Below are 25,733 nucleotides of genomic sequence, written 5' to 3' on the forward strand. Positions count from 1 at the left end.
CTATTTTTACAACATCGCCACGCCGTTAGCGAGACAGGCAAACACCGTCACACCGAGGTTTATAAAATAATGACAACCACCTGCTCTCCAGGGATGGCGCCGGGGTTCGCTGCGCCGACGCCGAACAACAGCTTAGCGGGGCGCATCGACGCGCTGCCTTCATCGCGCGGACTGTGGCGTTTTATTACGCTGCTCGCGCTCGGCGGCTTCTTCGAACTCTACGATCTGTTTGAGACCGGCTATATCAGCTCCGGGCTGCTGGCCGCCGGCGTCTTTCACACCGGCAGCGCGGGCGTGTTCGGCATCGCCGATCAGGCCGCCTTCGCCTCCGCCACCTTTCTCGGCCTGTTTGTCGGCGCCAGCCTGCTCGCGCCTTATGCCGACCGCTTCGGCCGACGCCTGACCTTTATGTGCGCGCTGGCGTGGTATGGCATTTTCTCGCTGCTGATGGCCTTTCAGCAGAGCGCGGAGATGATTATTCTGTTTCGCTTTCTGGTGGGCATCGGCCTCGGCATCGAACTGGTTACCATCGACACCTACCTCTCGGAGTGGGTGCCCACGCATCTGCGCAGCCGCGCCTTCGCCTTTTCGTTTTTCGTGCAGTTTCTCTCCGTGCCGACGGTGGCGCTGATGTCCTGGTGGCTGGTGCCGCAGACGCTGTTAAGCCTTGAAGGCTGGCGCTGGGTGGTGATCGCGGGCGCGCTCTGTTCGCTGATTATCTGGTTTATTCGTAAGGATTTGCCGGAGTCGGCGCGCTGGCTGGCGCAGCAGGGTCGTCATCAGGAGGCGCATCAGGTGCTGAGCGCGATGGAGAAACGCTGCGGCGTGGCGCCCGGCGCAGACTTCCCGCCGGATGACGCGGCGGCGCAGCTGCCGAAACGCGGCCGGTTCAGCGAAATCTGGTCGCCGGCCTACCGCAAGCGCACCTTGATGCTGGTGGTGATGAACTTCTTTCAGGCGATCGGTTTTTTCGGCTTTGGCAACTGGCTGCCCGCGCTGCTGTCAGGCAAAGGCACGACCGTCACCCACAGCCTGCTCTACGCTTTTTTTATCACCCTCGCCTACCCGCTCGGCTCGCTGATTTGCAGCCGCTACGCCGATAAGTTTGAGAACAAATGGCAGATCGTTTTCTCCTGCCTGATGACGGTGGTGTTCGGCACGCTGTTCGCGTTTCAGACCAACCCGGTGCTGCTGATCCTCTGCGGCTTTCTGATCACTTACTCCAACGCCTGGCTGACCTTTAGCTATCACGCTTACCAGACGGAAATTTTTCCCACGCATATTCGCGCCCGCGCGGTCGGCTTTTGCTACTCATTCAGCCGCCTCTCGACGGTGTTCAGCAGTATTTTGATCGGCCTGATTTTGCAGTATGCGGGTAGCCAGGGGGTCATCGCCTTTATCGTGGCGAGCATGCTGATGGTGATGCTGTCGGTTGGGATTTACGGACCGAAGACGCGCGGTATCGATCTGGAGAATATTTAAGGGAGAGGCGCAAGCCACAGCAAAAGAGGCCCGGTGTCAGCCGGGCCTGTTTAGAGAGTTACTGATTTTCGAGCTGATGGATATCCGCGCTGCCCTGATAAGGCTGGATGGTCTTATCTTTACGCAGCTTCGCAACATCCTTCGCCGTAACGTCCGCCTTGCCGCCGTTGCCCCAGCTGGTGCGGATAAAGTTCACCACGTCCGCCACCTGCTGATCGTTAAGCCGCCAGCCGAACGCCGGCATGGTGATGGTGGTCGGCGCGCCTTTCACGCCCGGCAAAGTGCCGCCCGCCAGCACGATATGGATCAGCGAAGTCGGATCCTCTGCCATCACTACCGGGTTGCCGCGCAGCGCCGGGAAAAAGCGCTGATAGCCGCTGCCGTCAGTTTTATGACAGGCCGCGCAGCTATCAACATAGACCGATGCGCCGGTCGCGCTGTCGTCGCCTTTCCACAGCGCTTTCGCCGTGGCGTCATCGACGCTAAACGCCGCCTGGCTCGGATCTTTCGCGCCGAGCGACTTCAGATAGTGGGCGATCGCCGCGATATCCTCATCGCTGAGATGCTGCAGGCTGTGTTCCACCACGTCGGTCATACCGCCGAACGCGGCGGTATGATCGTTGCGGCCGTAGCGCAGGAACTGGCGCAGATCCTCTTCGCTCCAGCGTCCCAGTCCGTCGCGGTTATCGCCGCGCAGGTTGCTGGCGGTCCAGCCGTCAATCGGCGCGCTGCTGCCCGCCAGATAGTCATTGCCTTCGCTGTTGTTCAGCGCTTTTTCCTGCATGGTGATGCTGCGCGGCGTATGGCAGGCGCCGCAGTGGCCCAGGCCTTCCACCAGATAGCGGCCGCGCGCCAGCTCAGGATCTTCCTGCGCCATCGGCTGAAACGCTTTTACATCCGGCGCGAACATCGAGCGCCAGATCGCCAGCGGCCAGCGCATCGACAGCGGCCAGGGGATATCGCTTTTGTGGTTAGCCTGCTCGACCGGCGCGACGCCGTTCATAAAGTAGGCGTAGAGCGCCTGCATATCCTCGTCGCTCACCACCGCGTAGGAAGGGTAAGGCATCGCCGGATAGAGGGTATCGCCGTTCTTCGCCACGCCGTGACGTACCGCCTTCTGGAAGTCGTCGTAGCTGTAGTCGCCGATGCCGGTTTCTTTGTCCGGCGTGATATTGGTGGAGTAGATGGTGCCGATCGGCGTCGCCATCGGCAGGCCGCCGGCAAAGGGTTTGCCATCTTTGCTGGTATGACAGGCGACGCAGTCGCCCGCGCGCGCCAGATACTCGCCGCGTTTTACCCGATCGCCGCCGTTATCGTCCGCCAGCGCGGCAAAGGTCATCGTGCCCAGCATCAGGGCCAGTAAGCCGTTTTTCATCGCCATTTCCTTATGCCTGCACCAGTGGACCCGGGTTTTTCAGATACTGTTCGCGGATCGCTTTCGCCGACCAGTAGGTCAGCGCTGCCACCATGCCCGTCGGGTTGTAGCCCAGTCCCTGCGGGAAAGCGGAGGCGCCCGGCACAAAGACGTTCGGCACGTCCCAGCTCTGCAGATAGCGGTTCACCGCGCTGGTGGCGGGATGGTCGCCCATAATGGCGCCGCCGCTGATGTGCGTGGTCTGATAAACCGTGGTGTCGAAATGGCTGCCCGGCTTTTTCGCGCCGCCGATAATCATCTTCGGACTCATCGCTTCGGCGATCTTATGCATCTTGCCGACCATAAACTGCGCCATCTTGATGTCGTTATCCTGCCAGTCAAAGGTCATGCGCAGCAGCGGCTGACCATGGGCATCTTTGTAGTTGGGATCGAGGTCGAGATAGTTCGCGCGGTAGGACTGATGCGCGCCGTGGGCGTCCATAGAGATATGGTGCGTGTAGGTATCCGCCACCGCCGCCTTCCATTTACTGCCCCAGTTCGGCGTGCCGGTCGGCGTCGGCAGACCGGAGATTGGCTTGGTGCCTGCCTGGTTGACCCAGAACGGCGAACCGCCGACGAAGCCGTGCGGCCCGTGGTCGAAGTTGTCGGCATTGAAGTCGTCGACGCCGACGCCCGCACCGCCCGCGCCGATAAACGGGTTGGTGGTGGTGTTTTTGTCGAACAGCGCCTTCAGGGTCGAGATATTCTGATAGGCGAAGTTGCGGCCGACGGTGCCTTCGTTGGTGATCGGGTTATAGGGCTTGCCGATGCCGGAAAGCAGCATCAGGTGCACGTTGTGGAACTGGAACGCCGACAGGATCACCAGATCCGCTGGCTGCACCACTTCACGCCCCTGCGCATCGACGTAGGTGACGCCGGTGGCGCGCTTTTTGTCGTCGGTCAGGTTGACGCGCAGCACGTATGAGTTGTTGCGCAGCTCGAACTTCGGCTCCTGGCGCAGCGCGGGCAGGATGTTTACGTTCGGCGAAGCTTTCGAGTACATGTAGCAAGCGTAGCCGCTGCAGTAGCCGCAGAAGTTGCACGGCCCCATCTGCGCGCCGTAGGGGTTGGTGTAGGGGCCGGAAGTGTTGGCCGACGGCAGATCGTAGGGGTGATAGCCTACTGATTTCGCCGCCTCGGCAAAGAGCTGCGCCGAGTAAGTGCGCTTCTGCGCCGGCAGCGGGAATTTGTCGGAGCGATCCGGCGCGAACGGGTTGCCGCCGCTCTCTTTGCCGACCACCTGACCTTTAATGCTCCACGGCGTGCCGGAGGTGCCGAAGACCTTTTCCGCCTTGTCGAAGAACGGCTCCAGTTCGTCATAGGTGACGCCGAAATCCTGAATCGTCATCCCTTCCGGAATAAAGTTTTTGCCGTAGCGCTCTTCATAGTGGCTGCGCTGGCGCAGCTCGGTCGGGTCGACGCGGAAATGTACGCCAGACCAGTGCAGCCCTGCGCCGCCGGTGCCGGTGCCCGGCAGAAACGCCGCCAGCTGGCGATAGGGAACCGCCGTCTGCGAGGCGTCGTGACGGATAGTGACGGTGCTTTTCGACAGATCCTGGAAGAGCTTTTTGCGGATGTTATAGGTCAGCTCGTCGATTGACTGCGGATAGGATCCGTCTGGATAGGTGTCGCGATGCGGGCCGCGCTCCAGCGCGACCACGTTAAGACCGGCTTCGGTCAGCTCTTTCGCCATAATCGCGCCGGCCCAGCCGAAACCGACGATTACCGCGTCTGCTTTTTTCATCTCGTTTGCCATGATTACGTGCGCTCCCCGCGAATAGATACTGACGGGAACGGATAGCGTTCGCCGCGTTCAACCCAGTCCATAAAGTCGGCGCGCGCGCCTGGGAAGCCGATCAGCTTCCAGCCCACCATATTCTGGTTGCCGCCGTGAATCGGGTCGCTAAAGAAGCCTTCGCGGGTGTTCTGGATCAGAAAGGCGAAGAAAGTTTTCGCGGGCAGCTGACGGAAATCGGCCTGGCCGCTCTCCATCGCCTGCAGCAGCGCATCCTGCTGCTCGCCGCTGAGATCGGCGAACACCTTGCCGTGCTGGCGCTTGCTGTAGTCGTCGGCGTCCGCCAGCCCCAGACGGTAGATCTGCTGCGGCACCAGCGGCAGCTGATAGCCCAGCTCTTTCGGCAGGTCCGGATTGAACGGTCCCTGCATATACCAGTTGGCGCCGGTGGCGTAAGGGGTATTCATCTGGCGGTCGATAAATTCCGGCACGCCCGCTTCCAGCGCGCCTGGGCCGCGCTCGTCATTAGGGATCAGGCGGGCGACGGCAGCCTTGATAAAGGCGAATTCTTCAGCGGTAAACCAGCTGGGCTGGTAGTCGCGCGCCGGCTGCGCCGCAGCGGGATCGGCAGCCTGCACCGCAGGCGCCATGCTGAAGCCGCCGACGACGGCGCTGCCCGCCGCCATAGCTGGCGCCAGCGCGATGGTCTTTAACAGAAAATCCCTGCGCGTCTGCCCACGTTTTTGTTCTGACATGACATTGCCTCAGTACCGCTTATAATGCGGCATGAAAGTTAAACAGTTGCGTTGTAATGGTTTTTTTATGCGGATTAAGGGTTACAGCAGTACTGTTACCGGTAACAGCGGGCGCTAGTGTAACACCGTTGTGGTGAAACATTTAGTTCGTCGAAACAAATTCGCACAAATTCATTAACATCTCGTCGCAATGCTTTACCTGGCGCGGACGATAACTGTCACCACCAGAAACAACACTCAACAGACAGGTAACGCTAAAAGACGTTATAAAAGAGTGCACACAACAGCGGAGAGCCTATGTTTAAGTCCTTTTTCCCCCGGCCAGCGCTGTTTTTCAGCTCGGCGGCGATCTGGAGTCTGATCGCAATTTTTGCCTGGTTCGGCTTTGCCGATGACCTGCCGTCCCGCTGGCCAGCGCTGCATGCTGCCATGCAGCAGCCGCTGCCGACCACGGCCGCGCGCTTTATCGCCCCCAGCCAGCTCTGGTTTTATGGCTATTACTGGATAGTGGTAGCGATATTCGCCCTGGCCTGGCGCGTTATTGATAACCATCCGTGGCAGCGTTGGTCGGTATGGGGATCGGCGCTGATCATCTTCGTCACCTGGTTCGGCGTGCAGGTCGGCGTCGGCGTCAACGCCTGGTACGGCCCGTTCTACGATCTCATCCAGCAGGCGCTGACCAAAGCGGGTTCGGTGCCGATTAGCCGTTTTTACAGCGGCATAGGCGATTTTCTTGGCATCGCCCTGATTTCGGTAGTCGTTGGCGTCACGAATTCCTTTTTCATTAGTCATTGGGTGTTCCGCTGGCGCACCGCGATGAACAACTATTACATGCATAACTGGCAGCGCCTGCGTAAGGTCGAAGGCGCGGCGCAGCGTGTGCAGGAAGACACTATGCGCTTCGCCAGCACGCTGGAGGACTGGGGCGTTAGTTTCCTTCAGGCGCTAATGACGCTAGTGGCCTTTTTGCCGGTGCTGATCAGTTTGTCGCATCACGTTAAGGATGTGCCGCTGCTCGGCAATATTCCCTATGCGCTGGTGATCATCGCGCTGCTCTGGTCGCTGTTCGGTACGGCGCTGCTGGCGCTGGTGGGCATCAAGCTGCCGGGGCTGGAGTTCCGTAACCAGCAGGTCGAGGCGGCCTATCGTAAAGAGCTGGTCTACGGCGAGGATCATGCCGATCGCGCGACGCCGCCGACGGTACAGGCGCTGTTCAGCCGCGTGCGTTTTAACTACTTCCGCCTCTACTTTCACTATCTCTACTTTAATATCACCCGCATTCTCTATTTGCAGGTTGATAATGTTTTCGGTCTCTTTGTGCTGTTCCCGTCAATCGTGGCGGGCACGATTACCTTCGGTTTGTTAAACCGCATTACTAACGCGTTCGACCAGGTGCGCTCATCGTTCCAGTATCTGATCACCTCCTGGTCGACGCTGGTGGAACTGATGTCGATCTACAAACGTCTGCGCAGTTTCGAGCAGATCCTGCAGGATGTTCCGCATCAGGAGATGCTGCGCGAAGCGGCGGAAAACGAGTAAAGCAGCAAACTCAGCCCAGGCGCAGCGCAACAGGGCGCTGCGCCTGACACGGGCTGTTAACTGCGCCTTCATCCCCTTCCCCTTTGCACGTTTCACATTCTTGCCGCCAGCAATACCACGCCCACCGCTCTCAAAACCCTTTAGCATTGTTAAAATAATCACATTCCCCGTTACCTTTAAAAGGCGATTTAACCGTTTGCATCGCGAATTCAGGTTGTGAAATTTGTCACATCATTAACTTTAACAAGCTGATAATGTGATTTTAATAACATTAAAACAGAGTAAATTCACCTGGGAGCAAACAATGGACATCGCGGTTATCGGGTCAAACATGGTTGACCTTATTACCTATACCAGTCAGTTGCCTAAAGCGGGCGAAACGCTGGAAGCGCCGGATTTTGCCATTGGCTGCGGCGGAAAAGGCGCGAATCAGGCGGTTGCGGCCGCAAAGATGGGCGGACGCGTGATGATGGTTAGCAAGGTCGGCGACGACCTCTTCGCGCCGGAAACCGTCGCCAACCTGCAGCGTCAGGGCGTGGATACGCGCTACGTCACCACCGCGCCGGGAACCTCGAGCGGCGTGGCGCCGATCTTTGTCGATGAGCAGTCGCAGAACCGCATTCTGATTATCAAAGGAGCCAACCAGCAGCTTAGCGCGGCCGATATCGACGCCGCCGCCGAGGCGCTGAAAGCGTGCCAGCTGATTATCCTGCAGCTGGAGATCCCGCTGGAAACCGTCTATTACGCCATCGATTTCGCCCGTCAGCACGGCATCAAAGTGATCCTTAATCCGGCACCGGCGGTGGAAAATCTCGATATCGCTTACGCCTGCAAGTGCGACTTTTTTATGCCCAACGAAACCGAACTGGAGATCCTGACCGGCATGCCGGTCGCCACTGATGAAGAGGTCAAACTGGCGGGCCAGACGCTGCTCAAGCGCGGGCTGAAAAACTTGATCATCACCATGGGGGCGCGCGGCTCGCTGTGGATGAGCGGCGACAGCCTGCACCAGGTGGCGCCGACGGCGGTGAAAGCGGTCGATACCAGCGGCGCGGGCGATGCGTTTATCGGCTGTTTCGCCCAGGCGCTGGTGCAAAGCGGCGATATCGCGGCGGCGATGGCGCAAGCCTCTGCCTACGCCGCCTGCAGCGTGACCGGCCGCGGCACGCAGCGCTCCTATCCCGACGCGGAAACCTTCCAGCGTTTTCTTAACGTTAACTGAGGTCGAGCTATGCAGCAGAACATTGTTCAGCAACCCGACGGCTACTTAAATAAAACGCCGCTGTTCCAGTTCATTTTGCTCTCGTGCCTCTTCCCGCTGTGGGGCTGCGCCGCAAGCCTGAACGACATCCTGATCACCCAGTTCAAAAGCGTTTTCGCCCTCAGCGACTTCGCCAGCGCGCTGGTGCAGAGCGCCTTTTACGGCGGCTACTTTCTCATTGCCATTCCGGCTTCGCTGGTGATCCGCAGAGCGAGCTATAAGCTGGCGATCCTGATGGGGCTGGCGCTCTATATTGCCGGTTGCGTGCTGTTCTATCCCGCCTCGCATATGGCTACCTACACCATGTTTCTCGCGGCCATTTTCGCTATCGCCATCGGCCTGAGCTTTCTGGAAACCGCCGCCAACACCTATAGCTCGATGATTGGCCACCGCGATCGCGCCACGCTGCGCCTCAATATTAGCCAGACCTTCTACCCCGTCGGCGCGCTGATGGGCATCGTGCTGGGCAAATATCTGGTGTTCCAGGAAGGCGACAGCCTTGAGAGCCAGCTGGCCGGAATGAACGCGGAACAGGCGCATGCTTTCCGCCTCAGCATGCTGGAGCATACGCTGGAGCCCTATAAATATCTGGTGATGGTGCTGGTGGTGGTGATGCTGCTGTTTCTGTTTACGCGCTATCCGCGCTGCAAACCGGCGTCGAACGAGAAATCCCTGCCGTCGCTCGGCGAAACGCTGCGCTATCTGGCCGGCAACCGCCACTTTAAGCGCGGCATCGTGGCGCAGTTCCTCTATGTCGGCATGCAGGTAGCGGTATGGTCGTTCACGATCCGTCTGGCGCTTACGCTGGGCGCCGCGAACGAGCGTCACGCCTCTAACTTTATGATCTACAGCTTTATCTGCTTCTTTATCGGCAAGTTCGTCGCCAATTTCCTGATGACGCGCTTCCGCGCCGAGAAGGTGCTGATTGCCTATTCGGCGCTCGGCGTGCTGACCCTGGCGTGGGTGATGTTCGTGCCGAACTTTACCGCGGTCTATGCGGCGGTGTTTGTCAGCGTGCTGTTCGGCCCCTGCTGGGCGACGATTTATGCCGGCACCCTGACGACCGTCGACAACAAGTACACCGAAGTGGCGGGCGCGTTTATCGTGATGTCGATTGTCGGCGCCGCCTTTATCCCGGCAATCCAGGGATTCGCCTCCGATCATCTGGGCTCGATGCAGCTGGCGTTTGGCGTCTCGCTGCTCTGCTTTGCCTGGGTGGGTTTCTATTTCTGGGGCGAGCTGCGTCATAAAAAGCAGGCGCTGCAAACCGGCCGTTTAGTCGAGGAGATGCCATGAAAACCCGTCTGCCGCTCTGTCGCGAACAGTTTCACGCCACGCCGACCACGCTGCTGCAAAACGCCGAGTTCCACGTCGAGCTTTTCCGCTATCCGGCCGGGATCGAAGCGGTGCGTATCAGCAATCAGCGCGGCACGGTGACGGTGCTGCCCTTTTACGGTCAGATGATTTGGGACGCCTGTTTCGACGGCCGTACGCTGACCATGGGCCACAGCTTTAAGCAGCCGCTGCCGGGCAGTTCGATTATCGACACCTACGGCTGCTTTGCCTTCCACTCTGGATTGCTGGCAAACGGCTGTCCGGCCGAGGATGACGATCATGCTCTGCATGGCGAAATGGCCTGCGCGCGCATGGACAGCGCGTGGCTGGTGCTGGAGGCGGATCGCCTGTCGCTTGAGGGCGAAACCGAGTATGTAAAAGGTTTTGGCCATCACTATCTGGCGGCGCCGGCGGTGCGGGTCGAGGCTGGCCAGCCGCGCCTGCATATCGAGATGAACGTGACCAACCTGGCGGGCGCGCCGATGCCGCTGCAGTATATGTGTCATCTGAACAGCGCATGGATTGATGGCGGCGAGTTTAAGCAGTCGATCCCGCAGCAGGCTTTTCAGCTGCGCACTTCGGTGCCGGCGCACGTGAAGCCGACGCCGCAGTGGCAGAGCTACACCGCCGCCCTGGCGCGCGATCCGCAGGCGTTTCAGCGGCTGGATCGGCCGGAAATGTGCGATCCGGAGATCGTCTTCTTCGCCGACGACCTGCCGCAGTATGGCGACGAGGTGCAGTTCGAACTGCATTCGCCGCAGGGTTTCGCGCTGATGACGCGCTTCAGCAGCCGGCAGTTTCCGCACGCCACGCGCTGGATGCTGCACAACCGCGATCAGCAGGTGGCGGCTTATATTCTGCCGGCCACCTGCCGGCCGGAGGGTTTCAGCGCCGCGCAGCGTGCCGGCACGCTGCTGTCGCTGGCGCCGGGCGAACAGCGCCATTTCAGCGTCGAAACGGGCATATTGTAACGTCGTGCAGGATGGCGACCCCTTCAGGGTCGCCAGACGGCCATGCGGCGGACGAGGGTTAACCCGCCAGCGCGGCGAAAACCTTCTCCACGGCGTAAGCGCCGGGATCTTTCACCCCATCCAGCGTCTGCTGATTCAGGTAGGATGAGCGCCCCGCTCTGGCGCTCTGCATCTGCGCGGTGGAATCGGCGCCCTGGGCCGCCGCCTCTGCCGCCTCCGCCAGCGATCTGCCCGCCGACAGCGCCTCCAGCGCTGGCTCCAGCGCATCGACCAGCGTGCGGTGGCCAATCTGCGCGCCGCCGTAGTGCTTCATCTGCTCCAGTCCCTGCGTCAGCGCCTCTGGCAGCGTACCGCCCTGCGCCAGCCGCTGGCCCGCCGCGGTAAAGAGGATCGACATCAGTACGCCGCTCGAACCGCCCATCACCGTCGCCAGCTGCTCGCCCACCAGCGCGAACAGCGACGGCAGATCCGCCAGCGGCAGCTGCTGCGCTTCCAGCGCGCTCTTCACCTTGCGCGCGCCGGCGGCGAAGGTCGAGCCGGTGTCGCCGTCGCCAACTTTCGCGTCCAGCGCGTTCAGCTCGGCTTCAAGATCGATCAGCGTCTGCGCTACGCGCCCAACCACCTGCGCCGTCCGCTCGTCCTGAGAAGGCGTAAACTCGAGCTTGCTCACCACACGCTGGCTGCTCAGCGTCGTGACCGGCTCCACCGCATGGATCGGCGCCCAGCCCAGCACCTCGACCGGCGCTTTCAGCGCTTCGAGAAACGCCGCCTCTACCTGCAGCACCGTCAGCGAGAAGCCTTTCATATCGAGCGCGCTCACCAGCGTCGCCGGACCGATCAGATGGCTGATCTGCGCCGCCAGCGGGCTTTTCAGCACGTCGCGCGTCACCAGCGCCAGCTCCAGCATCGAGAAGCCGCCGAGATTGTTTACCAGCAGCACCGCGCGGGTGCCGGAAGAGAGGCTGTTGGCCAGCTTCTCCGTCATGATGCTCACCAGCTGCTGGCTGTTTTGCGTGTCCAGCGTGATGACGCCCGGCTCGCCGTGAATGCCCATGCCCAGCTCGCTCTCGCCCTCTTTCACGCGATTGTCGCGCCTCTCACCAGGAATATGGCAGGTCGAAAAGGCGACGCCGATGCTCGCCGTGCCCTTAATGGCGCGCTGCGCCAGGGTTTTTACCTGCGTCAGCGACTGTCCCTGCTCTGCGGCGTAGCCGGCGATTTTATGGATCAGAGCGGTGCCGGCGATGCCGCGCGGCTGGGGATTGTCCGGCAGGGCGATATCGTCCTGCACCATTACCATCTCGACCTTGTAGCCCAGCGCGCGCGCCTTCTCCGCCGCCAGTCCGAAATTAAGGCGGTCGCCGGTGTAGTTTTTCACGATCAGCAGGCAGCCCGCGTCGCCGGTAACGTTGATAATGGCGCTCAGCACCGCGTCGACGCTGGGCGAAGCGAAAATATCGCCGCAGACTGCGGCGGTCAGCATCCCTTTGCCGACAAAACCGGCGTGCGCAGGTTCATGCCCCGAGCCGCCGCCCGAAATCAGCGCCACCTTGCTTTTATCCCAGTCGTTGCGCACCACCACCCGAATGTCGTCGCCTAAGTCGAGGCGGCTAAGGTTGTGCCACGGCGTGCTCAGCAGCACCCCCTCGATCGCTTCATTAACCAGATTATTTTTTTCATTCATCAGGAACTGGCTCATTGCATCCTCTCCAATGGTGTTGATGCCGCCAGGCAGCGGCACGCTTTAAAGGTAGCCGAAGAAATGCAAAGGGCGGCCGATGGCCGCCCCTGAGGCTGCGGGGGAAATCAAAGCGCGATGCGCATCACGCTGTCGGGGTTTTTCGGCGGCGCTTTGCGCGATCCCGGCTGTTTAACGCTGACGTAGAGCGCCTTGCCGTCGGCGGAGAGCGCAAGGCTGTTAGGCAGGCCCGCCGTTTTCACCGTGCGTTTCACTTTATAGCTGCTGGCGTCGATGATGCTGACCTCGCCCGCTTTACGGTGAGTGACGTAGAGCTCGTCGCGCTGCGGGTTGAACAGCACCGCCAGCGACTCTGGCGCGGCGATCATCTGGATCACCTTCTGATCGCGCAGATCGACCACCAGCACCTGCGGCTGTTTCGAGTCGCTGAGGAAGGCGCGCTGGCCCTGAGCGTCGAGCGCGATATTCAGGAAGAAATGCGCTTTGTCGTCGCCGATTTTCTGGCGTTTTTCAATGGCGTTGGTGCGGGTATTGATGGTGATGAGTTCGCCGTCGGCGTTGGTGACGTAGAGTTTCTGCCGCTCGCTGTCGACCGCCAGGCCGGTAGCCATTTTGCCGGTGTTCGGCACCACGCTGATCGGCTGCAGGGTTTTGCCGTCCACCACCCATACCACGCTCTGCGGCCCCAGCCCGGTGACGTAGACGCGGTTGGTTTTCACATCGACGGCGATTTCGCGCGGCTGCAGCGGACGCACGCTGTCGCCGCGCTTGCGGCCGTCCAGCACCAGCGTGTTGAGCACTTTGCCGCTGACGGCGTCGATAGCGGTCAGCGCGCCGTTCAGGGTGTTGCCGATATAGAGCACGTTGGTTTGCGGATTGATGGCCGCGCCAAAGCTTTTCAGCTCGGTAGGAATGGTTTGTTTAATCGCCAGGTTTTGCGGATCGAGGCGGAACACCGCGCCGCCCGGCGCATCGCTGCCCTGCGACGCGGCGAGGAACAGCGTATTGTCGCTGGGGCTAAAGGCGAGTTCATAAGCGCCCTTGCTGACCGGCTGGGTAAGTGGGTCCGCATGCGCCAGCATGCCGGAAGCGGAAAAGAGCGCGGTGGCGAGCAACGTCACGCGCAGCGCAGAGGATAAGGATTTCATGATCTCTCCATAGCAAAAATTCACCGCCGTCAGGCAGTGCTGGAAAGCTCACATTGCAAACCGAACAAAAAAGCGAAAGGGCCTTAAGGCCAGCAGAGACAATTTTTTTGGCAGATCATAAGGATTTATCGCCGAAAGGGAAGCGGTTTCACCCGCTTAAACGCCGCCAGGACGCCCGGAGGCGTCCTGTCAGCAACAGCCGGTCGGACTTATTTCAGCAGTTCAGCCGTCATGTGCACGCCGTTGTTGGTGTAGGCTTCGGTCACTTTGTATGAGGCGCCCGCTTCTTTCGCCTGCGCCGCGATTTTTGCTTCCGCGCCGTCAAGGGTAGCGTCGGTAGCGGTCACGCTCTGCGCGAAGCTGGTCAGCGGAAGAACAGAGAGAGCGATAACAGCAGCAAAAGTTTTGATAGTTTTCATGGTCAATTCCTCGGTAGATGTTTAGTCAGGTAAGGCGTTTCGCCTTGTTGATATGAATAATAGACCGAGGATGACACTGCTGATAGCGGAGATAATTGCCGTTCTTTATCAAATTTACTGACAATCAAATCGCACATTGGGTGTAGCGACGCCGCAAAAGGTTAACTCGCTGGCAGAAATAAAAAGGGCAGCATATTCCGCTGCCCTCTGGCCTGTTAGCCGTGATGTCGCACGCGAGTGAAGATGGTGAGCGAGGCGAGCAGCATCAGCACGCCGCTGGCGAGGAAGACGCCGCCGGCGCCCTGCAGGTCGAACATCCAGCCGCCCGCCGCCGCGCCGGCAGTAATCGCCAGCTGGATGGTGGCCACCAGCAGGCCGCCGCCCGATTCGGCGTCGTCCGGCACCGCGCGCGAGATCCAGGTGGACCAGCCGGTTGGCATCGAACCAAACGCCAGGCCCCAGAGCGCCACGCCCGCTGCGACCAGCCAGGAGACGTCGACAAAGCTCACCAGCAGCAGTGCGGTGGCGCTCATCACCAGCGCCATCGCGCTCAGCGTCAGCGATACGCTGCGCGTCACCAGATAGCCTGCCAGCGAGGTGCCGAAAAAGTTAGCCACGCCAAACGCCAGCAGCACCAGAGAAAGCTGGTTGAGATTAAGCTGCGCGCTGCTCTCCAGGAACGGACGCAGGTAGGTAAAGAAGGCGAAGTGGCCGGTAAACATCATAATTACCGCCAGCATGCCCCAGCGCATCAGCCCGCTGCGCAGCAGGTCGAGCACGCCGCCGCCGCGCGCTTTGTTCTCCGGCGGCATCGCCGGCAGGGTAAAACTCTGCCAGATCAGCGCCAGCACGCCCAGACCGGCGGTCAGCATAAAAATATTGCGCCAGCCGATCAGGCCGCCGAGATAGCTGCCGAGCGGCGCGGCGATAATGGTCGCCAGCGAAATGCCGCTGAAGACGATCGACAGCGCGCGCGGCACCTGATCGCTGGGCACCAGGCGCATGGTGATGGCGGTCGAGAGCGTCCAGAAGCCGCCAATCGCCATGCCGAGCAGCACGCGCGCCAGCAGGATCAGCGTCAGGTTGCTCGCCAGCGCCACCAGCAGCGCCGAGGCGACCAGCAGCAGCGTAAAGGCGAGCATCACCACGCGGCGATCGAGCCGCCGCGTAACGCTGCCCACCACCAGACTGGTCAGCAGCGCCACCAGCGCGGTCACCGTTACCGTTTGTCCCGCCTGTCCTTCCGACACCTGCAGCGAGGCGGCGATCGGCGTCAGCAGACTGACCGGCAGAAATTCGGCGGTAATGAGGCCGAATACCCCAAACGCCATGGCAAAGACCGCGCCCCAGGCTGGACGCGCGGGTACGGAAACCTCATCAGCCACTTCTGTACTCAGACTCATGCAGCTTCTCCATAAAAAAATTTATTAAGGCTGGAGCATAGAGGCAGCGGGCAAGACGATCTATGATGGCAACACCTTCATTATTGATAATTCGTCTGGAATGCAATGAGCCACTATGAAGATCTGACCAGCGAACTGCTGATGGGCATGCGGCTGCACGGCGTGACCTATCAGCGCATTCAGCTCGCCGCGCCCTTCGGGCTGCGCTATGAGCATGCGCCGGGCCGCGCGCAGTTTCACTTCGTCGGGCGCGGCCCGCTGCTGGTGCGCGGCGCGTCGGGCGCAATTTTTACGCTTAATACCGGCGACGCGCTGCTGATCCCGCATGGCAAACCCCACAGCCTGCTCTCCTCGCCCGACGCCGACTGCGAGAATATCGCCGCCTTCAGCAGCAAGCCGATCTGCGACAGCGTCTGCGCCATCGGCGCGCCCGCCGACGCCTGCGACGACGAGGAGAGCGTGATCCTGTTCAGCGCCTGCATGAAGTTCGAGCTGGGCGGCATGCAGCCGCTGATCAACACCATGCCGGATATCATGCTGGTGAGCACCCTGCTGTCGCAGTATCCGGAGATCCAGCCGATTCTCGACGCCATGGAGCGCGAGTCGCGCACGCGCCACGCCGGCTTCGCCGGTATTTTGTCGCGGCTGGCGGACGTGGTGGCGGCGCTGATCGTGCGCGGCTGGGTAGAGAACGGCTGCGGTCAGGGCAGCGGGCTGGTGCAGGCGATGCGCGATCCGCGCCTGAGCAAGGCGATCGCCGCGATGCACCGCGAACCGGGAGAGAACTGGACGGTAGAAAGGCTGGCGCGCGTGGCGGGCTGCTCGCGGTCGGTGTTTGCCGAACGCTTTCAGAACGCCACCACCATGACGCCGCTGCGCTATCTCACCGAGCTGCGCATGCGGCTGGCGGTGCAGCGCATCGTCAATAACGGCGAAGCGGTGGAAGTGGTCGCTTTTCAGCTCGGCTACGGCTCGCTCGCCGCTTTTAGCCGCGCCTTTAAGCGCATTGTTGGTCAGCCGCCCGGCGCGCTGCGCGCCGGGCGGGAAGAGGCGCGCGCCTCCTAGCGGAAGACGCTGATTGCTTCCACCAGGCGGTTGGCCTGATGCGTCATGCGGCCGGACGCCTCGGCGCTCTCCTGCACGCGCGCCGCGTTGCGGTGGGTGATATTGTCGAGATCCTCGACCGCCGTAGAGACTTCGCTCAGCGCGGTGGACTGCTCGGCGGTAGCGGCGCTGATCTGCGCGATTAGCGAGGAGACGTTCTGCACCTGCGCGACGATGTCCTGCATGGTGCGTCCCGCCGCATCGGCGTGCCGGCTGCCGAGCTGAACGCGGCTGGCGCTGGTTTCCACCAGGCTTTTGATTTCGCTGGCGGCCTTCGCGCTGCGCTGCGCCAGGCTGCGGACTTCTCCTGCCACCACCGCAAAGCCTTTGCCCTGCTCGCCCGCGCGCGCCGCTTCCACCGCCGCGTTGAGCGCGAGGATATTGGTCTGGAAGGCGATGCCGTCGATCACGCTGGTGATGTTGGCGATGCGCTGCGAGCTTTCGGCGATTTCCGCCATCATCCCTACCATCTCCTGCATCACGTCGCCGCCCTTGCTCGCCGCCTGGCTGGTGCGCGCCGAGAGCGTATTTACCTCGCCCGCCGTTTCGGTGTTGCTTTTCACCGTGGCGGTCATCTCATTCATGGTGGCGGCAGTCTGCTGCACGTTAGCCGCCGCCTGTTCGGTGCGACGGCTCAGCTCGCTGTTGCTGCTGGCGATGGCGTCGCTGGCGCTCAGGACGTTAATCGCCTGCCCGCTGACGTCATCCACCAGCCAGCGGAACATCAGGCCGAGCTGGCCGATCGCGCGCTGCGTCATCCCCACCTCATCGACGCGATCGATTTGCTCTACTTTATGACTGGCGCCGGTGGCCACGCTAAGCGCCTGCTGGCACATGCGTTCGATGGGGCGCGAGATTTGCTGTTCCATCCACAGGCTGGTCAGCAGCAGCAGGAGCGCCATGCCGCCGCTAAAGCAGCCCAGCGAGGCGGGCGTCATGCCGAGCAGCGCGGCGCTGAGCGCCGCCAGCGGCAGCAGCGCAATCAGCGGCAGGCGGATGCGCCAGCGCAGCGGCAGCGTTTTCAGCAGTGACCCGACGCGACGCCAGCCGGTGCGGACGATCAGCCCTTTATGGAAGCGCCGCCTTTTCGTCCGCCCTTCGCGAAAATCGCGGTAGAGCGCTTCAGTGGCGCGAATTTCCGCTTCGCCGGGTTTGGTGCGCACCGACATAAATCCCTGCACCTTGCCGTCGCGCACTACCGGCACAGCATTGGCGCGCACCCAGTAGTGGTCGCCGTTTTTGCGGCGATTTTTCACCAGCGCCGTCCAGGGTTCGCCCTGCTTCAGCGTCGCCCACATGTCGGCAAACGCCTCGGGCGGCATGTCGGGATGGCGCACCATATTGTGCGGCTGGCCGTTGACCTCTTCCGGCGTAAAGCCGCTGACCTCGATAAAGGCGTCGTTGGCGTAGGTGATGTAGCTGTTGATATCGGTGGTCGACATTAACGTCGCGTCATCGTCAAACACGAATTCGCGCTGGGTGACTGGCTGATTGTTACGCATGGCGGGTCCTTGAAAGGGCTGCTGAAGGTAGGGAGATTATCAGTTATGTTTTTTTATATTTTCGGCAGCGAAAGACCCGGGCTTTAGAGGCGGTAATAAATTTTCCCCGCTAAAAAAGCGGACTGGCGAGCATTTGACCCGCCAGCCGCTTAATCATCATCCGTTAGCCCTTTTTAATAATCGCGTTTTTCAGCCCTGCAGCGCGCGGCGGATAAAGCCCTGATGCCGGTTGAGCCGCTCGCGGGCTTCTTCGACGTCGATGTCGGCCAGCAGCATCAGGATGGCGGTTTTGCAGTGGCCGTCGCAGGCCGCCAGCGCGCGCCTGGCGTTCGCTTCGTCGCTGTCGGTGGCCTGCATGACGATGTTGATCTGGCGCTGCACCAGTTTCTGGTTGGTGGCTTCTACGTCGACCATCAGGTTGCCGTAGACTTTGCCGCTGCGGATCATCGCGCCGGTGGTGAGCATGTTGAGCACCAGTTTCTGGGCGGTACCCGCTTTCATGCGCGAGGATCCGGTGACCACTTCCGGTCCGACCACAGGCGTGAGCGCGATTTCCGCCGCCTGCGCCATGGCGCTGTTGGGGTTGCAGGTGAGCGCCGCCGTGGTGGCGCCAAGCGTGCGGGCATATTCCAGCGCACCCAGCACGTAGGGAGTACGGCCGCTGGCGGCGATGCCCACCAGCACATCTTTCGCGCTGAACTGGATGTCACGCAGATCCTGCGCGCCCTGCTCGCGGTCGTCTTCCGCGTTTTCTACCGCCTGCAGTATCGCCTTGTGCCCGCCGGCGATGAGCCCTACCACCTGGCCGCGCGGCGTACCGAAGGTCGGCGGGCATTCGCTGGCGTCGAGGATGCCGAGCCGCCCAGAGGTGCCCGCGCCGCTGTAGATCAGTCGGCCGCCCTGCGCGAAGGCGGCGACGATGGCGTCAACCGTTTGGGCGATTTGCGGCACGATCGCTTCGACCGCCAGCGCCACTTTTTTATCTTCGTTGTTGATGACGCGCAGCATGGCGTCGGTGGAGAGCTCGTCGATGTTCTGGCTGGCCGGGTTGCGGCCTTCGGTGATGAGCTGGCTGAGGTCGATTGTCATGGGGCGTGCTCCGGGCATGATTTATCCAGGCCCGGTTTTAACATATTTGCGGGATAAAAAAAGGGTTCAGACGAGGTCTGAACCCTGATGTTTTAGGCGCAACGCTTGTTAGCCAGGAGCCAACGCGGGAGAGGGGGGCCGATCGCAAAGACGCAAAAAGCGCCATCCCTGGCAGCTCGGCCCGCAACATCCATGTTGCGGGACGCTTTGCTCTTCGGCCCCCCTCTCCCGCTTGCAGGCATTAGATGCCGCCTGATGGTCAGGTCAAAAGAAGGGTTAGCTCGCCGTTTGTGCGCGCAGCTTTAGCTCGTAGGCTTTCGCCTGCTCGGCGTCGAACTGGTTCTCCCAGCGGGCAATAACCAGCACCGCCAGCGCGTTGCCGATGACGTTAAGCGCGGTGCGCGCCATATCCATGATGCGGTCAACGCCCGCGATAAAGGCCAGGCCTTCCAGCGGAATGCCGACGCTGCCCAGCGTCGCCAGCAGCACCACAAATGACACGCCAGGCACGCCTGCGATGCCTTTTGAGGTCACCATCAGCGTCAGCACCAGAATGATCTCATCGGTCAGCGACAGATCGATGCCGTAAAGCTGCGCGATAAAGATGGCGGCGATGCTCTGATACAGGGTTGAGCCGTCCAGGTTAAAGGAGTAGCCGGTCGGCACCACGAAGCTGGTGATCGCCTTCGGCGCGCCGTAGGCCTCCATCTTCTGCATGATGCGCGGCAGTACGGTTTCCGAACTGGAGGTCGAGTAAGAGAGGATCAGCTCATCTTTCAGGATACGCATCAGGGTGGTGATGCGCAGCTTACAGAAGCGCGCCACGCCGCCGAGGATAACGAACGCGAAGAAGAGAATCGCGGCGTAAACCAGCAGCACCAGCTTCGCCAGCGGCCACAGCGAGGTGAAGCCGAAGTTGGCGATGGTCACGGCGATCAGCGCGAAGACGCCCACCGGCGCGTAACGCATAATCATGTGCGTTACTTTAAACATGGTTTCCGACACGCTGCGGAAGATGTTGACCAGCGGATCGCGCTGCTCCGACGGCAGCGCCGACAGGCCCATGCCGAACAGCACCGAGAAGAAGATAATCGGCAGCATGTCGCCCTTCACCAGCGAGGCGAAGATGTTCTGCGGGATCAGCGACAGAATGGTGGCGACCAGGCTGTGAGGCCCGTTCTGCACCGCTTCGGTCGTGGCTTCATACTTAGAGATGTCCACCGTTGCCAGCGTTGACATATCAATGCCGGTGCCGGGTTGAAACACGTTAGCCAGCGTAATGCCGACCACAATGGCAAGGGTGGTGATCACTTCGAAATAGACGATGGTTTTGACGCCAATTCGCCCCAGTTTCTTGGCATCGCCCACGCCAGCGATGCCGACAATCAGCGATGAAATCACGATAGGCACAACGATCATCTTGATCAGATGAATAAAGATATCGCCCGCCGGGCTGAGAATGTTGGTGATTAACCATTCACGATCGTCTGGCTGATTATGCAGCACTGAACCGACAACGATGCCGAGCACCAGCGCAATCAGAATCTGCCAGGCCAGGCTTATTTTAAAACCTTTCATAACGCGTTATTTCCTCAGTCAAAACCCCTATTGCTACGCTGCGAAGGTGCAGAGAAGGATACACACAGGGAAGTGAGCAAAAGCCCGGTAAATTAGAGGGTTATTGAGGACAGCGTCCTCGACGAAAATGCGAAAATTCCCGTACTTTTTTCAGACGCCGTCTGGTTGAGTCCTGCTGAGCAGGGGCGAGATAAGTACCATTTTCACTGTGGTAAATGCAACCCCTGGCGCGTTCGATTAAAGATTAGCCACTCTTCTAGCATAAAATGCTGTTTAGTTATAAAAACCCTAACCTGCTGTTATAAAAAGTAATAGTTATTAAAACATCCGCATAGCTATGCAGCGCTGCACAAAAAGGCGGCGGGTTCGTTTGCTGCATTTTTCGCCAGCCGCAGGGGCAGATTGCGGCGCATGATCGATGGTTTTGCAAGGGATAACCAGCGGGCGCGCGCTCTCGTGATCTAAGGCGCAAAAAAGAAACAAAGCACGGGCTCAGGCTTCACTTAACCTTTGATTGACATATTATTAACATCTTCAAGGAGATCCGCCATGAGCCAACAATATAAACACCCGATACCTGCCGCCATTGCCGCGAATGCCCTGATCACTGCCGAGCAGTATCAGACGATGTATCAGCAGTCCGTCAGCGACCCGGATGCGTTCTGGGGCGAACAGGGGAAAATCCTCGACTGGATCAAGCCCTACAGCAAAGTGAAAAACAGCTCTTTCGCGCCGGGCAATATTTCTATTCGCTGGTATGAGGGCGGCACGCTCAATCTGGCGGCCAACTGCCTCGATCGCCATCTGGAAAAGCGCGGCGACCATCCCGCCATTATCTGGGAAGGCGACGACGCCAGCGAAAGCAAGACCCTGACCTTTCGCCAGCTGCATAACCAGGTGTGCCGCTTCGCCAACGTGCTGCTGTCGCTGGGGGTGAAAAAAGGCGACGTGGTGGCGATTTATATGCCGATGGTGCCCGAAGCGGCGGTGGCGATGCTGGCCTGCGCGCGCATCGGCGCGGTGCATTCGGTGATTTTCGGCGGCTTTTCGCCGGAAGCGGTGGCGGGCCGCGTGGTGGACTCCAGCGCGAAACTGGTGATCACCGCGGATGAAGGCGTGCGCGCCGGACGCCCTATCCCGCTGAAGAAAAACGTCGACGACGCGCTGAACAATCCCACCGTCAACAGCGTGAAAAATGTGGTGGTGTTGAAGCGCACCGGCGGGTCGATTGACTGGCAGGATGGCCGCGATCTCTGGTGGTCCGAGTTAATGGATAAGGCGAGCGAGCAGCACGCGCCCGCCGAGATGCAGGCGGAAGATCCGCTTTTTATCCTTTATACCTCTGGCTCTACCGGCAAGCCGAAAGGGGTGCTGCACACCACCGGCGGCTACCTGGTTTATGCGGCGACCACCTTCAAATATGTTTTCGATTATCACCCGGAAGATATCTACTGGTGTACCGCCGACGTCGGCTGGGTCACCGGTCACAGCTATCTGCTTTACGGACCGCTGGCGTGCGGCGCCACCACCCTGATGTTCGAGGGCGTGCCTAACTGGCCAAAGCCGAGCCGCATGGCGGAAGTAGTGGATAAACACAAAGTGACCCTGCTCTATACCGCGCCGACGGCGATCCGCGCCCTGATGGCGGAAGGCGACAAGGCGATTGAGGGCACCAGCCGTCAGAGCCTGCGCATCATGGGCTCGGTGGGCGAACCCATTAACCCGGAAGCCTGGGAGTGGTACTACAACAAGATTGGCGACGGCCGCTGTCCGATTGTCGATACCTGGTGGCAGACCGAAACCGGCGGCTTTATGATTGCGCCGCTGCCGGGCGCCATCGAGCTGAAAGCGGGCTCCGCGACCAAACCTTTCTTCGGCGTGCAGCCTGCGCTGGTGGATAACGAAGGCAATCCGCAGGAGGGCGCGGCGGAAGGCAATCTGGTGATCACCGACTCCTGGCCGGGCCAGGCGCGTACGTTGTTCGGCGATCATGACCGCTTTGAACAGACCTACTTCTCTACCTTCAAAAATTGCTATTTCAGCGGCGACGGCGCGCGCCGCGACGAAGATGGCTACTACTGGATCACCGGCCGCGTCGACGACGTGCTCAACGTCTCCGGCCACCGTCTCGGCACCGCCGAGATCGAATCTGCGCTGGTGTCGCATCCCAAAATCGCCGAAGCGGCGGTGGTGGGCATTCCGCACAGCATCAAAGGCCAGGCGATCTACGCCTATATCACGCTGAACCATGGCGAAGAGCCGTCGCCGGAGCTCTATACCGAAGTGCGCAGCTGGGTGCGGAAAGAGATCGGCGCCATCGCCACGCCCGATATCCTGCACTGGACCGACTCGCTGCCGAAAACCCGCTCCGGCAAGATAATGCGCCGCATTCTGCGCAAGATCGCCGCGGGCGACACCAGCAATTTAGGCGATACCTCAACGCTGGCCGATCCGGGCGTCGTGGATAAACTGCTGGAGGAGAAGCAGGCGATTCGTATGCCGTAAACCGTCTTACCGGCGGGAGGTCTCTTCTTCCCGCCGCCCTTTCCTTACGCAGTGTGTTTCTGAAGTCACATAACAATATCTGACCAGGCCTTTCTCGCGCGGCGCGTGAGGCTGCCGCCTGCATAACCTCTGGAGAAACTGTGATGAACGACGCCCTTTCCACTCAGGAGGCGCTCAATCAACGAATTGAGCGTCATCCGCGCTTTCAGGAGCTGGTGCATAAGCGCCAGCGGTTCGCCCTGGTGCTGTCGCTGATTATGCTGGTGCTCTACGTCGGCTTTATTCTGCTGATCGCTTTCGCGCCCGGCTGGCTCGGCACGCCGCTGCATGACGGCACCAGCGTGACGCGCGGCATTCCCATCGGCGTAGGCCTGATTGTGATTTCTTTTGTGCTGACCGGCGTTTACGTCTGGCGCGCCAACGGCGAATTCGATCGCCTGACGAAGCAGATCCTCAGCGAGGTAAAACCATGAAGCGTCTTTCTCTCTGGCTGCTGGCGCTGCTGCCCGCCTCCGCGCTGGCGGACGCGCTGACCGGCGCGGTGCAGCAGCAGGCCACCAACTATCAGGCGATTGGCATGTTCGTGGTGTTCGTCGCCGCCACGCTGGGCATTACGTACTGGGCGTCGAAGCGCACCCGCTCGCGCAACGACTACTATACCGCCGGCGGCAATATTACCGGCTTCCAGAACGGCCTGGCGATGGCGGGCGACTTTATGTCCGCCGCCTCCTTTCTCGGCATCTCTGCGCTGGTTTATACCTCCGGCTACGACGGGCTGATCTACTCGCTCGGCTTCCTGGTGGGCTGGCCGATGATCCTTTTTCTGATCGCCGAGCGCCTGCGCAACCTGGGCCGCTACACCTTCGCCGACGTCGCCTCCTATCGCCTGCAGCAGAAGCCGATTCGCACCCTCTCCGCCTGCGGCTCGCTGGTGGTGGTGGCGCTCTACCTGATTGCGCAGATGGTGGGCGCGGGCAAGCTGATCCAGCTGCTGTTCGGCCTCGACTATCATATCGCCGTGGTGCTGGTGGGCATTCTGATGGTGCTCTACGTGCTGTTCGGCGGCATGCTGGCGACCACCTGGGTGCAGATTATCAAAGCGGTGCTGCTGCTGTTCGGCGCCTCTTTTATGGCGATCATGGTGATGAAGGCGACCGGCTTCAGCTTCAATAACCTCTTTACCCAGGCGATGGCGGTGCACCCGAAAGGCGCGGCCATCATGCAGCCGGGCGGGCTGGTGAAAGATCCCATTTCCGCGCTCTCGCTCGGGCTGGGGCTGATGTTCGGCACCGCCGGATTGCCGCATATTCTGATGCGCTTCTTTACCGTGGCGGACGCCCGCGAGGCGCGTAAAAGCGTCTTCTGGGCCACCGGCTTTATGGGCTACTTCTACTTCCTGACCTTTATTATCGGCTTCGGGGCGATTCTGCTGGTCGGGGCAAATCCCGCCTTTAAAGATGCCAGCGGCGCGCTGATCGGCGGCACCAATATGGCGGCGGTGCATCTGGCGAACGCGGTGGGCGGCAGCACCTTCCTCGGCTTTATCTCTGCCGTGGCCTTCGCCACCATTCTGGCGGTGGTCGCCGGGCTGACGCTGGCAGGCGCGTCGGCGGTATCGCACGACCTTTACGCCAGCGTTATTCGCAAAGGCCAGGCGACCGAGCGCGAAGAGCTGCGCGTGTCGAAAATTACCGTACTGGTACTGGGCGTGGTGGCGATTGCGCTGGGCATTCTGTTTGAGAAGCAGAACATCGCTTTTATGGTCGGCCTGGCGTTCTCAATCGCCGCCAGCTGTAACTTCCCGATCATTCTGCTGTCGATGTACTGGTCGAAGCTGACCACGCGCGGCGCGATGATTGGCGGCTGGCTTGGGCTGATCACGGCGGTGGTGCTGATGATCCTCGGCCCGACGGTCTGGGTGCAGGTGCTGGGACACGCCTCCCCGGTTTATCCCTATGAGTATCCGGCGCTCTTCTCGATGATCGTCGCCTTTGTGGGCACCTGGTTCTTCTCCGTTACCGACCATTCGCCGCAGGGCGCGCAGGAGCGCGGCCGCTTCCGGGCGCAGTTTATCCGCTCGCAGACCGGTATCGGCATCTCGCAGGGCAAGTCGCACTAATCTTACGGCGCGGCAAAATAAAAAAGGCGGCTGATAAGCCGCCTTTTTTTATCCGATCGAATCAGAAACGCAGCGAAGCGCCGACGTACGGGCCGTCGACCAGCACGTTGTCTTTACGACCGCCTTTGTTGTTCAGCTCGATATACTGATAGCCTACGCGCAGGTTCAGCAGTGAAATCGGCGTGAAGCTCAGGCCGCCAGCGGCTTCCTGATAGCTGTCGAGATGGTCGGTCAGACCTTCTGGCGCGTAGTAGTACTCGCCGTACAGGCCCCACATGCTGTTGAAGCTGTACTGCGCGCCGCCGCCCAGCGCCACGGCGAAGCCATCTTTACCATCTTCCGGATGGGTGAAAATGGTCTTGGCGGTCGGCGCCAGACGCAGTCCGCCGATATCAACGTTGTAACCCAGTCCCAGGCCGTAGGTGCTGCCGTCGTGATCGCTGCGCAGCCAGTTGCCTTTTAGGAACAGGCCAGGCGAGGTGGTGCCCAGACCGACGTTCAGATTAGTGTTGTGCTCGCCGACATCTACGCTGCCTTCGATAGCCTGCGCCGCGCCGCTCAGCAGTACCAGACCCAGTGCGCTCCCGGTAACAAGTTGCTTAAACATGATTCCACTCCATGAAAGGACAATTATTTCGGCGCAAAGGTTAACAGCCTGAAATCCTCTGACAACTC

Annotated in this window: 20 protein-coding genes; 9 read left to right on the forward strand and 11 right to left on the reverse strand. The window is 60.6% G+C overall.

All coding sequences use genetic code 11. The features are described from left to right. Positions 1-69 precede the first annotated feature (69 nt). Positions 70-1,482 carry an MFS transporter gene (locus PVE98_RS17945; protein WP_096072444.1) on the forward strand — a complete coding sequence of 471 codons (1,413 nt, stop codon included), beginning with the start codon at positions 70-72 and terminating at the stop codon, positions 1,480-1,482. 58 nt (positions 1,483-1,540) lie between these two features. Here PVE98_RS17945 and PVE98_RS17950 read toward each other — a convergent pair whose 3' ends face one another. From PVE98_RS17950 to PVE98_RS17960, 3 genes are read right to left on the reverse strand one after another with little or no spacing between them, the layout of a single operon-like run. After that, positions 1,541-2,857: a cytochrome c gene (locus PVE98_RS17950; RefSeq protein ID WP_096072443.1), complete on the reverse strand. Its 1,317-nt coding sequence runs from the start codon at positions 2,855-2,857 to the stop codon at positions 1,541-1,543. Positions 2,858-2,867: 10 nt separating this feature from the next. Further along, positions 2,868-4,652: a GMC family oxidoreductase gene (locus PVE98_RS17955; protein WP_033749196.1), complete on the reverse strand. Its 1,785-nt coding sequence runs from the start codon at positions 4,650-4,652 to the stop codon at positions 2,868-2,870. 2 nt (positions 4,653-4,654) lie between these two features. Further along, complete coding sequence (locus tag PVE98_RS17960) at positions 4,655-5,386, reverse strand: gluconate 2-dehydrogenase subunit 3 family protein (RefSeq protein ID WP_096072442.1); 732 nt, start codon at positions 5,384-5,386, stop codon at positions 4,655-4,657. 297 nt (positions 5,387-5,683) lie between these two features. Between PVE98_RS17960 and sbmA the strand changes: the two genes are divergently transcribed. From sbmA to PVE98_RS17980, 4 genes are all read left to right on the forward strand, one after another. Beyond that, the gene (gene sbmA, locus PVE98_RS17965) at positions 5,684-6,925 is read left to right on the forward strand and encodes a peptide antibiotic transporter SbmA (protein ID WP_033749194.1); all 1,242 of its coding nucleotides are present in this window, start codon (positions 5,684-5,686) and stop codon (positions 6,923-6,925) included. Between the two features lie 304 nt (positions 6,926-7,229). After that, positions 7,230-8,147, forward strand: coding sequence for a ribokinase (gene rbsK / locus PVE98_RS17970; protein WP_096072441.1), 918 nt, complete (start codon positions 7,230-7,232; stop codon positions 8,145-8,147). A gap of 9 nt (positions 8,148-8,156) precedes the next feature. Beyond that, positions 8,157-9,482 carry an L-fucose:H+ symporter permease gene (gene fucP, locus PVE98_RS17975; RefSeq protein WP_096072440.1) on the forward strand — a complete coding sequence of 442 codons (1,326 nt, stop codon included), beginning with the start codon at positions 8,157-8,159 and terminating at the stop codon, positions 9,480-9,482. After that, entirely contained in the window at positions 9,479-10,492 is a 1,014-nt protein-coding gene (locus PVE98_RS17980; protein ID WP_033749191.1) for an aldose 1-epimerase family protein, read from the forward strand. The genes fucP and PVE98_RS17980 overlap by 4 nt, the downstream gene beginning before the upstream one ends. 58 nt (positions 10,493-10,550) lie before the next feature. Here the strand turns inward: PVE98_RS17980 and PVE98_RS17985 are convergent, their stop codons facing one another. From PVE98_RS17985 to PVE98_RS18000, 4 genes are all read right to left on the reverse strand, one after another. Continuing rightward, positions 10,551-12,191, reverse strand: a complete 1,641-nt coding sequence (locus PVE98_RS17985; RefSeq protein WP_096072439.1) for a dihydroxyacetone kinase subunit DhaK — start codon at positions 12,189-12,191, stop codon at positions 10,551-10,553. A gap of 107 nt (positions 12,192-12,298) precedes the next feature. Then, on the reverse strand, positions 12,299-13,339 hold the full coding sequence (locus PVE98_RS17990) for a YncE family protein (RefSeq protein WP_096072438.1): 1,041 nt from the start codon (positions 13,337-13,339) through the stop codon (positions 12,299-12,301). A gap of 209 nt (positions 13,340-13,548) precedes the next feature. Further along, complete coding sequence (locus PVE98_RS17995; RefSeq protein ID WP_033749187.1) at positions 13,549-13,758, reverse strand: DUF1471 domain-containing protein; 210 nt, start codon at positions 13,756-13,758, stop codon at positions 13,549-13,551. Positions 13,759-13,973: 215 nt separating this feature from the next. Next, the gene (locus tag PVE98_RS18000; protein WP_096072437.1) at positions 13,974-15,161 is read right to left on the reverse strand and encodes an MFS transporter; all 1,188 of its coding nucleotides are present in this window, start codon (positions 15,159-15,161) and stop codon (positions 13,974-13,976) included. Between the two features lie 105 nt (positions 15,162-15,266). On the opposite strand from PVE98_RS18000, the gene PVE98_RS18005 reads away from it, so the two are divergent. Then, positions 15,267-16,226 carry an AraC family transcriptional regulator gene (locus tag PVE98_RS18005; protein ID WP_048783044.1) on the forward strand — a complete coding sequence of 320 codons (960 nt, stop codon included), beginning with the start codon at positions 15,267-15,269 and terminating at the stop codon, positions 16,224-16,226. On the opposite strand, the gene PVE98_RS18010 is transcribed toward PVE98_RS18005, so the two are convergent. The 3 genes from PVE98_RS18010 to gltP form a co-directional block, all read right to left on the reverse strand. Continuing rightward, positions 16,223-17,767, reverse strand: a complete 1,545-nt coding sequence (locus PVE98_RS18010; protein WP_096072436.1) for a PAS domain-containing methyl-accepting chemotaxis protein — start codon at positions 17,765-17,767, stop codon at positions 16,223-16,225. The two genes, PVE98_RS18005 and PVE98_RS18010, sit on opposite strands and share 4 nt — an antisense overlap. Positions 17,768-17,956: 189 nt before the next feature. Beyond that, the gene (gene murQ / locus PVE98_RS18015) at positions 17,957-18,856 is read right to left on the reverse strand and encodes an N-acetylmuramic acid 6-phosphate etherase (protein WP_096072435.1); all 900 of its coding nucleotides are present in this window, start codon (positions 18,854-18,856) and stop codon (positions 17,957-17,959) included. A 276-nt stretch (positions 18,857-19,132) separates the two neighbouring features. Then, a complete protein-coding gene (gltP, locus tag PVE98_RS18020; protein ID WP_033749181.1) occupies positions 19,133-20,434 on the reverse strand; it encodes a glutamate/aspartate:proton symporter GltP in 1,302 nt (433 codons plus the stop codon). Positions 20,435-20,983: 549 nt separating this feature from the next. Here gltP and acs point away from each other — a divergent pair. The 3 genes from acs to PVE98_RS18035 all read left to right on the forward strand — a co-directional run bounded on the left by acs (position 20,984) and on the right by PVE98_RS18035 (position 25,058). Next, complete coding sequence (gene acs / locus PVE98_RS18025) at positions 20,984-22,939, forward strand: acetate--CoA ligase (protein ID WP_096072434.1); 1,956 nt, start codon at positions 20,984-20,986, stop codon at positions 22,937-22,939. A 143-nt stretch (positions 22,940-23,082) separates the two neighbouring features. Continuing rightward, the gene (locus tag PVE98_RS18030; RefSeq protein ID WP_033749179.1) at positions 23,083-23,412 is read left to right on the forward strand and encodes a DUF485 domain-containing protein; all 330 of its coding nucleotides are present in this window, start codon (positions 23,083-23,085) and stop codon (positions 23,410-23,412) included. Next, on the forward strand, positions 23,409-25,058 hold the full coding sequence (locus PVE98_RS18035; RefSeq protein WP_096072433.1) for a cation acetate symporter: 1,650 nt from the start codon (positions 23,409-23,411) through the stop codon (positions 25,056-25,058). Before PVE98_RS18030 ends, PVE98_RS18035 begins: the two co-directional genes overlap by 4 nt. Before the next feature lie 61 nt (positions 25,059-25,119). Here the strand turns inward: PVE98_RS18035 and PVE98_RS18040 are convergent, their stop codons facing one another. After that, on the reverse strand, positions 25,120-25,665 hold the full coding sequence (locus PVE98_RS18040; RefSeq protein WP_033749177.1) for a YfaZ family outer membrane protein: 546 nt from the start codon (positions 25,663-25,665) through the stop codon (positions 25,120-25,122). Positions 25,666-25,733 lie beyond the last annotated feature (68 nt).

The organism is Pantoea sp. GABEPS69 (assembly GCF_045780835.1).
Classification (GTDB): domain Bacteria; phylum Pseudomonadota; class Gammaproteobacteria; order Enterobacterales; family Enterobacteriaceae; genus Pantoea; species Pantoea septica.